The organism is Vibrio sp. 10N.222.51.C5, from assembly GCF_041474575.1.
Lineage (GTDB): Bacteria > Pseudomonadota > Gammaproteobacteria > Enterobacterales > Vibrionaceae > Vibrio > Vibrio crassostreae_C.
The window spans coordinates 1-14314 of record NZ_JBFRUJ010000075.1; the positions used below are offsets into that span (position 1 = coordinate 1).

11 protein-coding genes are annotated in these 14314 nt (G+C 46.2%); all 11 read right to left on the reverse strand.

Features of this window, described 5'->3' with window-relative positions; translation table 11 throughout:
* Nucleotides 1–341 precede the first annotated feature (341 nt).
* The 11 genes from rlmJ to AB4558_RS20475 all read right to left on the reverse strand — a co-directional run bounded on the left by rlmJ (nt 342) and on the right by AB4558_RS20475 (nt 14272).
* Nucleotides 342–1208, reverse strand: coding sequence for a 23S rRNA (adenine(2030)-N(6))-methyltransferase RlmJ (rlmJ, locus tag AB4558_RS20425; protein WP_372073635.1), 867 nt, complete (start codon nt 1206–1208; stop codon nt 342–344).
* 236 nt (nt 1209–1444) lie between these two features.
* The gene (gene secF, locus AB4558_RS20430) at nt 1445–2398 is read right to left on the reverse strand and encodes a protein translocase subunit SecF (protein WP_372073633.1); all 954 of its coding nucleotides are present in this window, start codon (nt 2396–2398) and stop codon (nt 1445–1447) included.
* Between the two features lie 2 nt (nt 2399–2400).
* The gene (gene secD, locus AB4558_RS20435; protein WP_017065097.1) at nt 2401–4200 is read right to left on the reverse strand and encodes a protein translocase subunit SecD; all 1800 of its coding nucleotides are present in this window, start codon (nt 4198–4200) and stop codon (nt 2401–2403) included.
* Nucleotides 4201–4475: 275 nt separating this feature from the next.
* On the reverse strand, nt 4476–4958 hold the full coding sequence (locus AB4558_RS20440) for a hypothetical protein (RefSeq protein WP_372073663.1): 483 nt from the start codon (nt 4956–4958) through the stop codon (nt 4476–4478).
* A 292-nt stretch (nt 4959–5250) separates the two neighbouring features.
* Entirely contained in the window at nt 5251–8025 is a 2775-nt protein-coding gene (locus AB4558_RS20445) for a M16 family metallopeptidase (protein ID WP_372073631.1), read from the reverse strand.
* A gap of 239 nt (nt 8026–8264) precedes the next feature.
* Nucleotides 8265–9113 (reverse strand): LytTR family DNA-binding domain-containing protein, encoded by an 849-nt coding sequence (locus tag AB4558_RS20450; protein WP_017066907.1) that lies wholly within the window; start codon nt 9111–9113, stop codon nt 8265–8267.
* Nucleotides 9114–9185: 72 nt separating this feature from the next.
* Nucleotides 9186–10220, reverse strand: coding sequence for a sensor histidine kinase (locus AB4558_RS20455; protein ID WP_372073629.1), 1035 nt, complete (start codon nt 10218–10220; stop codon nt 9186–9188).
* Nucleotides 10220–11512 carry a hypothetical protein gene (locus AB4558_RS20460; protein WP_372073627.1) on the reverse strand — a complete coding sequence of 431 codons (1293 nt, stop codon included), beginning with the start codon at nt 11510–11512 and terminating at the stop codon, nt 10220–10222. The genes AB4558_RS20455 and AB4558_RS20460 overlap by 1 nt, the downstream gene beginning before the upstream one ends.
* A gap of 9 nt (nt 11513–11521) precedes the next feature.
* The gene (locus AB4558_RS20465; protein WP_102320954.1) at nt 11522–12304 is read right to left on the reverse strand and encodes an outer membrane lipoprotein-sorting protein; all 783 of its coding nucleotides are present in this window, start codon (nt 12302–12304) and stop codon (nt 11522–11524) included.
* Entirely contained in the window at nt 12297–13586 is a 1290-nt protein-coding gene (locus AB4558_RS20470; protein WP_372073625.1) for an ABC transporter permease, read from the reverse strand. Before AB4558_RS20470 ends, AB4558_RS20465 begins: the two co-directional genes overlap by 8 nt.
* Nucleotides 13574–14272 (reverse strand): ABC transporter ATP-binding protein, encoded by a 699-nt coding sequence (locus tag AB4558_RS20475; protein WP_372073623.1) that lies wholly within the window; start codon nt 14270–14272, stop codon nt 13574–13576. The genes AB4558_RS20470 and AB4558_RS20475 overlap by 13 nt, the downstream gene beginning before the upstream one ends.
* Between the last annotated feature and the right edge of the window lie 42 nt (nt 14273–14314).

A 14314-nucleotide genomic window follows, 5' to 3' on the forward strand; every position in this document is an offset into this window, starting at 1 on the left:
TGCTTATCCGAACGGCATTAACATCGATTATCCAGTGTTGTAGTGAATCTTAAATTGATAGAACTGCCTTAGATTTTCCTTCAGGCAAAAGAAAGGCTCGCATGACTAGTGCGAGCCTAATGCAGTTTAGGGGGTAAACCACAATCTGATATTAATCTGGGACTAATTATTTAACTTATGAGCCATTATGCACTTGTGCGCATTGATATTCTATTTTTAAATGATTCACTGCAATTAATCAATCGATAAAAGTTAGCGTTTGGTCAATTTAAACCATATAAATAACAGTGATTTAGTGAACAGCGTCTAGAAATTCATCATAAACCCCATATAAATCAGATTTATAGACTTCTCATTTGCCAATAACCCTCACCATTGGTTGCGAGCTGACTATGTAAGTAATCCAGAGTATCAGCCACTGTTCCAGCAATGCCTTGTGGTGGATTGAACAATAGCAAACCACTGCCGATCAGGCGATCATCACCCTTGGGCTCTCTAAGGCGAAGTTCCGACTTGATCGGACTTGGTAGCAAGCCATCTTTTACCGCTGTCACGCAGTGATTCAGAATCAGTGAGCTCTTATCATCCGTGTAGAGCGGGTACCAAATTAGTGCAGATACTTTCTCCGACTGCTGATATGCCTTAACTAAGGCATCAATCACCGCGAGATATTCTGAATCGGTTTCATAGGGTGGGTCGATAACAATCAGATGATGATTGTCATGTTTAGCTACGTCATCAGGTAACGCTTTAAGCCCATCACCTGCGCTAATCGTAAGCTTGCTTGAAATACCCAAGTCACACTGTAACTTATCGATATTAGTTTGCAGTAAATCAGCTTCATCTTGCTGAATGTCTGAAAAATAGAAACTATCTTGGCTGCGACCTTGTTGGTAAGTGATGGCGGCAGAACCCGGATACAAAGAGATAAGTTGATTCGGATTGTAGTATTCCAGTACCGACATAAAAGAAGCGAATGCCGGAGGAAGATAAGCCTTATTGCGCCACAAGTACCCGACCCCTTCAGCAAACTCACCGGCATGATTACTTGGTGCGGTGGTGAGGTCATAACACCCTGTACCTGAGTGCGTGTCGATAACGTTGAGGCCTGAATGCTGCTGCATTAATGACTGAACAAGTGCACTCAATACTGGATGCTTCAGTGCATCACCATGGTCCCCTACATGACATTGATGTCGATATTCCATTCCCTTGCCTCATTTCTACTAACGTCATCTAAACATACTTCATATCATGAGGGCTTGCCTGCTCAATCCATCGTTTTTTGAAATAGGCTCACTTTTCTCTAACCAGTTGACTCTTATATAAAAATAAAGCCCCTGAACTTACTTAGGGGGTTAAGTGAGTTCAGGGGCTTTTATTATTGATTTGGGTTAATAGCGTAAGTAAATCGGCCTAGCGTGCATAAGCTAGCTTAGCTTGACTAAGGATACTCACCCTCAACTTCTACTGGCGCTTTCACTTGGTAGTGACAAGGCTGTAAGCCAAGTAACTTAGGCAGTGTGATGCCGACAGACACTGAAGACCACGTACCGCTGACAATACCAACCACGAGTGCAATAGCGAAACCTTGCAGCGCAGCGCCACCCAGTAGCCAAAGCGCTGATACGGTAATTAGCGTTGTTCCTGAAGTCACCATGGTGCGTGAGAAGGTCGCTTTAACCGATTCGTTAAGCAGGTTATCAGTATCACCGTTTGGGTTGCCGCGCAGCATTTCGCGTACACGGTCGGCGATGATGATCGAGTCATTCAATGAGTAACCGAGAATCGCTAACACGGCCGCCAACACGGTCAGGTTGAACTCAAACTGAGTAAAAGCGAACAAACCCAAGATAAGCGTCACGTCATAGATGATCGCAGCAAGCGCACCCAGAGCCAAACGCCATTCAAACCGTACACTCAGGTACAGCATGATCATTAGGAAACACACCAATACCGCCAAGCCACCTTGGTCAACCATGTCTTGACCCACTTGAGGGCCAACCACGCTGCTGTTAAGTACTTTTACTTGGTCACTTACCGATGACAAAGCATCCACTAAGTTTGGCTGTGGGGCGTCTGTCAGTTGGCTGTAACGAATAGTCCAGCGATCCTGCTCTGCCATACCAACCACTTGCACATCTTGTTGGAAGGCCGTATCAAGTTTTGTTTTTAACGCATCTTTGGTGACTTGATCAGAGAGCTGAACCTCAGCAACCACACCACCTGTGAAGTCCAAGCCCCAGTTAAAACCTTTCACCGCCACCAGCAGCACAGAGCTCATGAACAGCACAATAGATATCGCAGACATCACCTTACGAAGGCGAGTCATATTCTTATCCGAAATATAGCTATTTGAAAAATAGCGGTCTGAAATAGTCATTTTTGAAGTACTCATGCTTAAATCCTTACATCGTGGCGTTGGTCACGCCCCCAAACCAAATTGATGATCGCTCGTGAAGCAAAAATGCCCGTGAACATACTGGTTAGAAGACCTAAGCCTAGAGTCAGAGCGAAGCCCTGAATCGGTCCATTACCAATGGTGTATAGAGCCACAGCAACGATCATGGTGGTGACGTTAGCATCGAAAATTGACGAGAATGCGCTATCGAAACCACGATCGATAGAGCTAGCAAAGCTGCGCCCTTCTTTCATCTTGTCTCGAATACGCTCGAAGATAAGCACGTTAGTGTCTACCGCCATACCGACGGTCAGTACCAAGCCCGCAATACCCGGCAGAGTTAACACCGCACCCGGTAGCAAGGCAATCAAACCAAACAACGTGGTCATGTTAACCACCAATGCACAGTTCGCGACCCAACCAAGGCGGCGGTACCATAGCGCCATAAACGTGAGAGTCAGACCAAGGCCAAGAGCCAAAGCAGCAAAGCCATTCGTTACGTTTTCAGCACCCAGAGATGGGCCAATAGTACGCTCTTCAATGATGGTAACAGGCGCTGTTAATGAACCGGCACGTAGCAATAGAGCAAGCTCTTGTGCTTCTGCCATGCTGCCTGCACCAGTGATTCTGAAGCGGCTACCCAGTTGAGATTGGATGTTCGCCACACTGATTACTTCGCTGGTTTTTTCGCTGTTACCGGCTCTGTCACGGCTGTATTCGCTGTAAACGGTCGCCATTGGCTTGCCGATGTTATGGCGAGAAAACTCAGACATTTTCTTACCACCAGAAGAATCCAACGTGATGTTTACTTCTGCACTGCCCATCTCACCAATGCCACTGCGTGCATCGATAATGTGTTCACCGCTCAGCACTGCTTTGCGAGCAACCACGACACGATTACCATCTGAATCTTTCAGAGTTTGAGTATTGCGCGTTGCGTTGTCGTACACAGAGTAGAACGCTAATGAAGCCGTAGCACCAATCACATCTTTCGCGGCTGCAGGGTCTTGTACTCCCGGTAATTCGATACGGATACGGCTTTCACCTTGGCGTTGAATCGATGCTTCAGTGATGCCTAGCTCTTCAATACGGCTGCGCATGATTTGCAGGTTTTGTTGAACCGTTAGGTTGCGTAGCGTTCTTTGTTCTTCTTCAGACTGAGTTAACGTTAGCGATTTATCTGAACGGTCACGTTGCCATTGTGGGAACTCTTCGCGAATCAGTTTCTGTGCTTTCTCGAAATCGGCATCAGTACGGAAGTTAAACTCAACTTGGTTGTTCACCACTTTACCGCGTGCATAACGCACTTGGCTGGTGATTTCATCGACTACAGATTGCGCTTGTGCGTGGTAAACCGGTTCCATGTCTACTTCTAACAGGAACTGCACACCACCACGTAAATCAAGGCCTAGCTGAATCGGCGCAAAACCCATGTCAGTCAGCCATTTCGGAGCTGCTGGCTCCATCGCTAGCGCAACTGTCGCGTTGTCCAATAGGCGCTCATTCAGCACCTCTTTAGCCTTCGCTTGTTGTTCTGCGTCTTCCAAGATTACGACTAAACGTTGGTCTTTTTGAAATGCCGATTTGGCTTGAATGCCTTCGCTCGCAAGGTATTGGGTAATTTGGCTAGCATCGATGGTCTGTTCAGAACGGTTGTTAATTTGAACCGACGCATTCTCGCCATACCAAGAAGGTAAAGCACTCAGAACCATGATGATGATAGTGGCGATAAGCACCACGTATTTCCACTTTGAGTAGTGGTTTATTTGTTTTCTTTGAATGCGTTTTTTCACAGTCAAGATCTCTTCTTTCTACCAATCACCGTAAATACGTGCTCAAAAATAGCACCAGAAAAAAGCAGTGATCGAGCATTTTAACCAGCTAGGGTGACCAGTTATTTACTACGATTGGTATGTCTAATATTTTGCGAACACGAGCGATGGCTAATCACGACCAGAACAAGCTGATTGAAAGATAGTGATGCTAAAGCTGATGTCGCTATGTTTGTTTTGATTAACTGGCGAGTTCAACGGGCACAAGTGACCATCGATACGACCAATTTAGGGTCAAACGATTAGCTGAGAAGTTCTCGGAAATGCGAGTATTGGATGTTGCCCTCTTTCCACCCAGCAAGCCGGGAGGACGGAGAACTCACAATGCTGGTCCAGTGCTGCTTGGAATCCAACAATGGTGTGTTGAAAAGCAGAGAAGCCAGTATTGAGGGGGGAGAGAAGTCAATCAGTAAATGATAAGCTGGCTCAAGATCGGCCACGCTTTCTTGCTCGTTACTGAGCATACGTCTGAAGTTTGCAGCTTGGAGGCTCGACTCTGTGTCGTGATAGTTGGAACTGTCACCAGAAGGATCGGTGCCAAACTGAGCTTTGTTGCACTCAAAGTAGCTCGACGGGTTATCCGTAGCGGCTTGTTTACACTGTTTTATCGAGGAAGATTGTTCATTCTGTGAAGATTGCTCTTGAGCCGAGTATATTTGAAATGGCTTAGAAGGAAACGAATAGCCGTTAGAATTCACTAAGCCAAAGCTCAGTAAAAACAACATTAAGACTAATCGGGTACCCAGTTTAAGCAATCTAATATCCAAACAACATTCTCGTAGATCGTCAATCTACAATACAAATGAAACGCTGTCTTGATTTAAAACATTTTTTTAGAAAATGATTCGATGCAACCGATTAAGCACCCTCGCAATTTAGATTTACATAGATCTAAAACGGCTTAACAACTGGTGATGGATAGATGTTATGAATAGTAGAAAAACAAGAAAGCCAAGCGGTGCTCGCTTGGCTTTCAGCTGTCTCTTTCTATTGGCTTCAAGCTTTAGGCTTTAGGCTTTAGGCTTTAGGACGCATGATGTTCTTAACCTTACGGCTATTTTCACCAAAGATGCGTTGGACAAATTGATTCATGTCTTCTGCAGTGATCGACCTCGCCACTCGCTCAACTTGAGACAAAGCTTCGATATCGTAACCATGAAGTAAATAACGAGACAGATACCATGCTTGGTCAATAGAGCTCGTCTCGAGAGGCGTGAAGTCCGCTTCAAACTGTTTCACGACTGCGTGCATTTCCTTTTCAGAGACGCCTTGTAAAAGGTCTGCAATCACTTTATCGATCGCCACTTCAACTTGGTCAACGTTCTCCGGCGCTACCATCGCCCCGATAACCCACTCACCACTCAGCTCACTATCTGCGGATGATGAATACGTATATGGCGAGTAATCTAAGCTCAACTCTTCACGAATATAAGCATCTAAACGAGCCGCCAGCAGTCGTTCTAGCAAGTTTTCCGTGAAGATATCTTTTGCCGTTACGCCTTGGTCGGTTTCGGTTTCAGGTTCAGAGATGACTCGTAAGATGTACTCTGCACTATTCACATTGTTGATCGCTAAATCAATGCGTGATTCAGATGGCTGCTTGTAAGCCACCTTAAATTCAGGAACCTCAGCTTTTTCTAATGGAATCGAAGCCAAGTATTGCTCAACCAAAGGCTTTAATTCACTTGGGTCGATGTCACCCACGATCACCAATTGGTTATGCCTCATTTGACCAAACAATTGCTGATGAAGATTAGCGACGTCTTCCACAGAAACCGCTTCAACACGTTCTTTATCAACAAAGAGGTGGCCACTGTCTTGACGATAGATATTCTGGTTTCTTGCGCGCTCAAACTGACCGACAGGGCTGCTCAAGAAAGATTCTTGACCTTGTACAAACTCCTGTTTCACTGCCTCTAACTGCTCGGGAACAATTTTAGGCGCAGTTATGAAGGTATAAAGCGCAGCAAACGTATCTTTAAGTCCGTCTTTATTGATATTAAATTCAATACCATGACGAGTATTACCAATGAAAGAATCGGCGCTAATATTTTCACGATCAAAGTACGCTAAAAGCTCAGAGCCCGTAAACTCACCGACACCACTTCGAGCGAAGGTAGGTAACGCAACCTCAACAGCTGGGTACAAGCTCGGATCCAAAGCGGCTTTTCCGCCGAGGCTCATGTACATCACCCCAACATCATCACCTGCCTCATAATCACGCAGGTACCACATGTCGATGCCATTGCTTAACGTCCACTTTTGGATGTATGGGTCAATAGACATTTGTTCAGCAAGTACAACCTCGCCTTGCGAGCTAGGTACAGCAAAAGCGCTGGCTGTTCCAATCGCAAGCGGCGCAACTCCCGCCTCGCTATACGTGGCTTTTAAACTATCGAGAGAGTTGATGATCGCGGTTCTGTCTTCGGAGTCATCCATCCCAATAACAATAAAGTAATCATCAGAAAGTAGATTCTTGATGTTGTCGTTAATCACTTCAAGGCTCAAGTTAGCGATGAAAGCTTCCAAGCTTGCTTGATAATCTTTCTGTGATTGGACTATTCGATCATTGACTAACGCACTCACTTTGTAATTCGCGTGTTCAACACTGTCCATTTTATCCCAGTTATGCTCGATGTTATCCAGCAAGTCTTGGTAGTAGTACAGTTCGCCAGCAATATCCGTTTCCGAAACACCAAAATCACGCAATGATGCCAATGTAGAAAGCAGATCTTGTTGGATAACTTCACGGTCTCCAGCCGGAAACCCAACACTTATTGACGAATAGTAAAAAGCGCCCATTCGATAACTATCAGATGCAATCCATTGAGTCGGGAACGCGGCATCATTGAACACCGCTTCTAATCGTCGTTGAATCAATTGCTGAGCGGTTTCATCTAACCTGCGTTGATTCTGCTGAGCATGATTTTCAACTATATTTGAACCGCGGTTAAACGTCAGAGTGATGCTTGGCGCTTCTCTTCCTGCGTACTCAACATAATCATCTTCATTGAATGAGGTCGTTTTCTGTTTCTTTGGTCTCGGCGTATCGCCACGCTCCCAGCTAGAAAACTTTTCTTCAATAAGTGGAATCACAGTTTTGATGTCCACATCACCAGAAACGACCAGCTCAACTATTTGAGGTTGATACCAAGTCTGATAAAAGTTGCTGATGCCTTGAGGAGTAGCATTCACGATCGACGATTTAGTCCCTAATACATCTTGCGATTCGTACGGGCCGCCTTCAACGAAGTAATCATAATATATATCTCCGAATGACTTATCATCGAGGCGAGCCATACGGAACTCACCAAGAACCACGCCTTTTTCTTTTTCGACTTCTGAACTTGATAGATCCAGGCCATCACCAATGTCACGCATCCACGTCAAAGCAGACTGCAATTGGATGTTATCTGGCAAATCTAACTGGTAGACCGTCTCTTCATAAGAAGTGTAGGCATTAATATCAGCACCAAAGCTAGCGCCTGCGTCTTCGAATAGACGAATCACATCGTTCTGAGAGAAGTTTTTACTGCCATTGAATGCCATGTGTTCCAAGAAGTGCGCGTAGCCTTCTTGTTGAGAAGTCTCTTGAATCGAACCGGCGTGCACGACTAAACGAACAGATACGGATTCTTCATGATCTTGATAAACATGATAAGTAAGGCCATTTTCTAGTTGGCCTGAAGTCCATGCCGGATCCGGCTGGATTGGCGTTTCGGTAGTTTTTGATGTTGAGCTACAGCCAACTAAGGTGAGGCATAGAGCCGTCGCTAAATAATATGTTTTCATAACAACCTCTTAATGTCATTCATCGACAATATACAGATTGAGCTAACGATTATTATTTAATATTGAACCTGATGAGTATCTTTGTGATCTGGATCTTTATTTTATAAATCACCAATCGTTATGTAAGATCGCTGTGCTCATTTAAATAGGCATTTAGATAAGAGCCTATTAAATCGATTTTAGACTCGCTAACTACATCTATTTAAAATCAATAAGCTACATAAATTTCAGCCAGTTCTCTACATACCCTTAAACAACGCTTGCGAGGCACGGCTGATCGGTAGCTTTTCCCCTGACACATACGCCGACATCTGACCTGAGAGCCCTTTCTTCACCTTATCAATGGCGGAAACTTTCACTACCACTGAACGGTGGATTTGCCAAAACTCATCAGGATTGAGTTGCGCTATCAACTCTTTTAGTGACACGCGAAGAATATACTCCTCTAGCGATCCCCCTTGACCCTTCTTAAATATAGACACGTACTTGTCTTCTGCTTTGAAGTAAGCGACATCATCGACGGCGATTAGGTGAATGTCTTCCCCTACACTGGCTTTGAGCCATGTGAGATACTTTTTCTCCGATAGATAAGGAGGCTGCGTTTGCTGTGACGTCGACTGGGATAGTTGTTGAAGCTGAGCCATTAACGCCGTGATATCGGGCTGTTCTGGCGTGGTACCTGTTTGTGTTTGATTGCTCGACAGACGCGCTTGCACTTTCTGACATGTGGCCAGTAAACGCTCTTCATTGATTGGCTTAAGCAGGTAGTCCATCGCATTGTGATCAAAAGCTTTGACCGCGTATTCGTCATAAGCCGTGATAAACACAATCAATGGCGGTGAATCTAACTTGTTGAGTTGTTTCGCCAGAGAGATACCATCCAGTTCCGGCATACGAATATCGAGAAAAGCCACGTCGGGCTTAAGCTGCTGAATACTCTCCATCGCCTCCAAACCGTTTTGTGCTTTACTGACGATTTCTAACTCCGGCCAAACCTCAGCAAGGCTCTTGTCTAAGTGGTGCCTTAACAGTGCTTCATCGTCTGCGATTATCGCCGTTACGCTCGGCTGTACTGTTGGGTTGTTCATGGTTAGTCCTTTAAATTCACACTGTAAATCGTCTATTTTGCGTCACTGTTCGGTGTTTTCTGATCTGTAATTCTAGGCGGCTGCCTCAGTCAACGGTAACAAGATCGTCGAGACTACCCCGCCTTCAGCGTGTTCAGTAATCGTTAGGCTCGCCTTATCACCATACAGGGTTTCGATTCTTTGACGAATATTGCTTAACCCAACACCGTGACCCGTATTCGCAGAAGGCGTTTTCAACCCAGCGCCATTATCAGCCACTTCAATTTTTAGCTGCTGTGCTTGTTGAGTAATACGAATATTCACTTGGCCACCAGCGGCTTTGGGCTCGATGCCGTGCGTGAGTGCATTCTCGACCAAAGGTTGAATCAAGAACGGTGGAATCACCTGCAAATCGCTAATTTCGTGTGTTTCAATCGAAAACGCTAAGCGCTCACCCAAACGTATCTTTTGGATATTAAGATAAGCGTCTAACAAGTCGACCTCTTGTGCGATGGTCGATTGCTCGGTGCGGCTGTTTTTCAGAGTTACACGCAGCAAGTCGGTGAGTTTTTCGAGCATCAACTTGGCTTTCGCGCTGTCACTCTCAATCAATACATTGATGGTCGCAAGCGTGTTGAACAAGAAGTGCGGTTCAATTTGGCTTTGCAGTTGTTTAAGCTGACTGAGCACCACCACCTTTTCTTGGTCGGCCTGACGACGCTTGGCCACTTCCAATTCATTATCGGCACGTAACTGCTGCTCCCGAGTATAGAAATAGTAATAGCAAACCGAACAGAAGATCACACCGAGCAAGACTACAGATTTAAGGTCCGAGATATTAGCCCCGAAATACCCGTTCAACCAATAGTGTGCGTTCAAGGTACCAAAGGTCATCGCGATCACCATTGAGATACCCACCTCAAGCGTTCGAGATGTCCTCTTAAACAACTTCACCAAGATGAAAGAAGAACCCACGGCGCTGTAGCCAAAGCCAAAACTGATTGCCAGGTTAACCGTTAATCCGCCGCCCCAAATCGTATGGGTTGTAATTGCAATAAGAACACAAAATAGCGTGGTGAACGCGAAACTCTTAATCCATGAAAATCGACTGTTTGAAGAAGTGTCCATTAAAATCGTCCTTTGATATTTAAGAGAATCATATGACTATCGGGTAAACTGGCGTAAGCAGAATCACTTTTACCACCTAGAAAGCGTGCAGCAAGTTCCAAATCCAACGATGAATTGCCATTATCTAAAGCCTGATAATTGAGCCACTGAGTCGCAATAAAACCGCCATCTTGAGGAGACAACATGACATCGAATGTTGGCGTGATATCTTCAAGCCAGCCATGTGTCGAATCCAGAGACCAATGAAACATGATGTTGTGTTGAACCAAATTGGCGTGCTGATAGCCTTGCGCATAAGAACCTACCAACGAAGATGTCATCGGATTAACCGACAAAGATTCCGCATTCTCTAAAGCGCTTTGCCACTCAGAGTCACGCCAAGCGCGGCTATCAAACCAGTATTCCAGTACCACATTGTGGCCCGTCTCGTTGACCCATATCAGTCCGAGTAAGGCTTGGTAAGCCTCGCCCTGCTCTTCTAGATAAACCGGTTTATGCAGTGAGTTAGGCTGGCTGTAACCCAAACTTTGTCGCTGATAAACCATCGAACCGTGAAACTCCCACGCGAGATTTAATACCGACACCAAGCTCGCTCCAAGCAAGCCGTGGCGTACATCGTCGTAATAAGCGATCCATTGATATTCGTGGTCGCCAACCAGATTGTAACGACGTATCCCAAAGCCTTGTTGCTGATTCTGCTTTTCGAATTCATTTACGTCTTGGGAAGTCCATGACGAATCGCTGTAAAGCAGTGTCCATTCGCCCGTCATATCGAACAGTGACGCCGAGGCAACACCTGCGCCCTCTTCTGCGACAATGCCCACTGGGTTTTGTCGATAAGGTTTGATGATGTCTAACGGTCGATAGCCATAGCCCACGCCCCAATCCAAACGAACCTTGCCAAGCGTGACATCAAGATAGTGGTCACCGAACGCTGAATTAGACAGTTCAACACCACCTTGCCAAAACAGCTCGCGCACAATGAATTCCGATTCAAAGCTCGCCTCATTCCCCTGTGGATCGTTGCTCAAAATATCGTTGGCTTTAACTGCGAACAGACCAAGCCAATTGTTATATCCAACCTCTAGATCCAGCAAGCCATTTAAAGACTGACGATTATCAGACGCTAAAGGGCTAAATGGTGACTCTCTCGATTCAATCACTTCTGCACTGAGTTGCCAATCCCACGCCAAGCTCAGGTCGTCCGCTTGAATCGTGTTACTCACACAAGACAAAGCAAGCAAAGTAGCGATTGAAGGCTTTATGTGGAATCGGCAATTGGAAGCTTTCATGACGCTCACCTACAGCCCAGACACGCTGTTACGCGATAAGTAAGCAGGGTTGTAGTATTTGTCAGCCAAGGCTTGTTCACTCACCTCGCGGTACTCAATCACGGTTTTCTTACTCGGCTGAATCTTATCGAGCAAGGTCATCGACACCACTGTTGGTAATCCATCACGCACGCCTTCAGTAAACCAAGCTTGTTTCGCCAGTTTTCCAGAACGCAGATACAGATCCGCTTTAACTGGGAATGCACGGTCTGCTGTTAACCACAGATCAATCGACTGGTAACTCGCCCCCTTGGTTTTCGCCGTTAGCTTTAGATGATAAGTATCGAGTGTCTCGCCAGTCGACCTCTCAACCTGTTGCTCGGCAACCCACTTACCTTGGTAATCTTCACTCCACGTCAGCGTTGAAATATCGCCTACCGAGGCTTCACCCAAGAGTTTCTGCATTGGTGTGATTCGGATAGGTCGGCGCGATTTCGGCATCAGTAACCAATAGTTGTCCTCTATCATCAGCATCTTTTGACCCGCCTCGACCGCCGACTTGAACACGACCAGCGACTCTCGGTTTGGTCTTGTGTAGACGTTGTATTCGCGGGTTTTGTCTAGTTGCTCGTCTTGATATAGCGCGACCAGAGATACCACTTTTGATGCCTGTTCGCTGTTCAAACGGTAGCTGTCTGCCTTAGCAATCATCTCGGTAACTTGCTGTGAATCGATAGCCCAGCTTGGTGCCGATGCTAGAACCAAAACCAATACAGAACCTAAAACAGTGAGTGAACGAGTAAATTTATACATAAACCAGCGCCTCCGTGATTGGCTTATTTACGCCTTTGCGAGCAGAGAAATAAGCGGCTAGCAAACAGATCGTCAGTACACCCAAGGTGGCGTAACCAACCAATTCCAATGAGAAGTAAATATTGAGTGGGTAACCTTCGGTTCTTCCCGGAGGTGGTGGCATTTGCACATCAATCACCAGCAATAACACCGACACTAAACCGCTCACTAGTGCGCCTATCGCACTGCCAATTACCGCCAGTAAGCCCGCCTCTTTTAGAAAACCCGCCACGATTTCAGAAGGGTAACTGCCAAGTGCCGACAAAGTGCCAATCTCACGAGTTCGCTCCGTCACCGACATGGTCATGGTGTTAAACAAAGATACGAACACTACCAATGCCATCACTGCGCCCATGATGCCGAAGATACGGTCGTAAAGGTCTTTAACCTTGGTGTAGAAGAACGCGCGACCTTGCCATGGGGTGAGCTCAATATCTGAGCCCTGTTGACCAACTTGCTTGTCCAAAGCCAATTGGATGCGCTGTTGAACCGTCGAAGTCTTGTTGGTTTCAAAAAGAAAGACCGACAAGGTGCTGACTTTATCTGACGCTAAAAGCTCTTGGGCAGTGGTGATGTGTACGTATAACTGACGCTTATCCAGCTCAGGCACTCCTGTCGAGTAAATACCCTGCACCTTAAAATCAAAAGCGTTCAATGCGCCGTCACTGGTGGTGGCGAGCAGTGTCACCCAATCGCCAACGGCAACTTTGAGATTACGAGCAAGGTCAGTTCCCAGCATCACTTGTGGCTCTTGGCTGTCGTATCTTGGCGATTTCACATCCGAGAGGGTCTGACCGCTGCGCACATCTAAGAAAGGACCTTTCATGTCGAACTCACGCTCATTGACACCCGTTCCCATAAAAATGGTCGATTTGCTGCCGTTAGAAACCAAGCCGCTAAAATAGACCCTAGGCTGCACACCACGCACGTCGCTGTCGCCAATAATGCTCTTGGTTAGGGCTTGAACATTGTCTAGACCATTGCTCAGCGGCATGTCTTCATCTTGCTCAAAATATCCCGGCGTACTCAAAGTAAGATGACCAGTATCGCGCGCGGTCGATTCACGCAGAGATTCATAGGTATAAAGCCCATAACCTCCAGCCGAGGTCAGCGCAAATACGGCAATTGCGATGATCAATACCGAAAGCAGACTACGGCGACCGTTTCTCAATAAATTAAGCCACGCCAAACGCACCGAGGTAGGAAGCAAAAAAGTGCTCATTCTTTGTGTTAACTTGCCCATGAGATTGCCTCCATTGCTGTGGCTTGTAGTGCCAGTTGACCATCGATAAGTTCAATGACTCGGTCACAACGCTGCGCCATTCTTGGGTCATGCGTTGCGACAATAAAGGTGGTGCCCATTTCATGGCCGAGCTCTTTCATAATGTCGATCACAAGGTTGGCGGTGTGACTGTCTAAGCTAGCGGTCGGCTCATCGGCAATGACTAAGCTTGGGTTGTGGATTAGCGCTCTGGCTATCGCGACACGTTGCTGCTGGCCGCCTGAAAGATTGTCTGGGCGATGATGTACATATTCGCCTAGCCCAACACGCTCCAACATCTCTTGTGCTCTGGTCTGCTGTTCTTGTTTCGAACATTGGTTCAACATCAATGGGTAGGCCACGTTCTCAAGTGCCGTCATCACTGGAACCAGATTGAAGCGCTGAAACACAAAACCCAGCGACTGACGACGAAAACGCGCAGCGGCGATTTGCTCAGTCGGATACGGTTGGCCATCAATATTGATCTGTCCTCGATAGTCCATATCCAACAAACCCAAAATATTCAAAAGTGTGCTTTTCCCTGAACCAGACGGGCCACACAACGCCACCATTTCACCGCGCCGGATATGTCCATCGACCCCGCTTAATGCATCAACACGTTGACCGCCCGTGACATATGCTTTGCAGATATCTTTAAATTCAATCATTCCTTTGTCCTCCGCTGACCCATAATTTTTAAGCGTTCGCAG

Bases quoted from the DNA above. Each gene is read 5' to 3' on its own strand.
- rlmJ (WP_372073635.1), bottom strand. From the start codon at position 1,208: ATGGAATATCGACATCAATGTCATGTAGGGGACCATGGTGATGCACTG.
- secF (WP_372073633.1), bottom strand. From the start codon at position 2,398: ATGAGTACTTCAAAAATGACTATTTCAGACCGCTATTTTTCAAATAGC.
- AB4558_RS20440 (WP_372073663.1), bottom strand. From the start codon at position 4,958: ATGTTGTTTTTACTGAGCTTTGGCTTAGTGAATTCTAACGGCTATTCG.
- AB4558_RS20445 (WP_372073631.1), bottom strand. From the start codon at position 8,025: ATGAAAACATATTATTTAGCGACGGCTCTATGCCTCACCTTAGTTGGC.
- AB4558_RS20450 (WP_017066907.1), bottom strand. From the start codon at position 9,113: ATGAACAACCCAACAGTACAGCCGAGCGTAACGGCGATAATCGCAGAC.
- AB4558_RS20455 (WP_372073629.1), bottom strand. From the start codon at position 10,220: ATGGACACTTCTTCAAACAGTCGATTTTCATGGATTAAGAGTTTCGCG.
- AB4558_RS20460 (WP_372073627.1), bottom strand. From the start codon at position 11,512: ATGAAAGCTTCCAATTGCCGATTCCACATAAAGCCTTCAATCGCTACT.
- AB4558_RS20465 (WP_102320954.1), bottom strand. From the start codon at position 12,304: ATGTATAAATTTACTCGTTCACTCACTGTTTTAGGTTCTGTATTGGTT.
- AB4558_RS20470 (WP_372073625.1), bottom strand. From the start codon at position 13,586: ATGGGCAAGTTAACACAAAGAATGAGCACTTTTTTGCTTCCTACCTCG.
- AB4558_RS20475 (WP_372073623.1), bottom strand. From the start codon at position 14,272: ATGATTGAATTTAAAGATATCTGCAAAGCATATGTCACGGGCGGTCAA.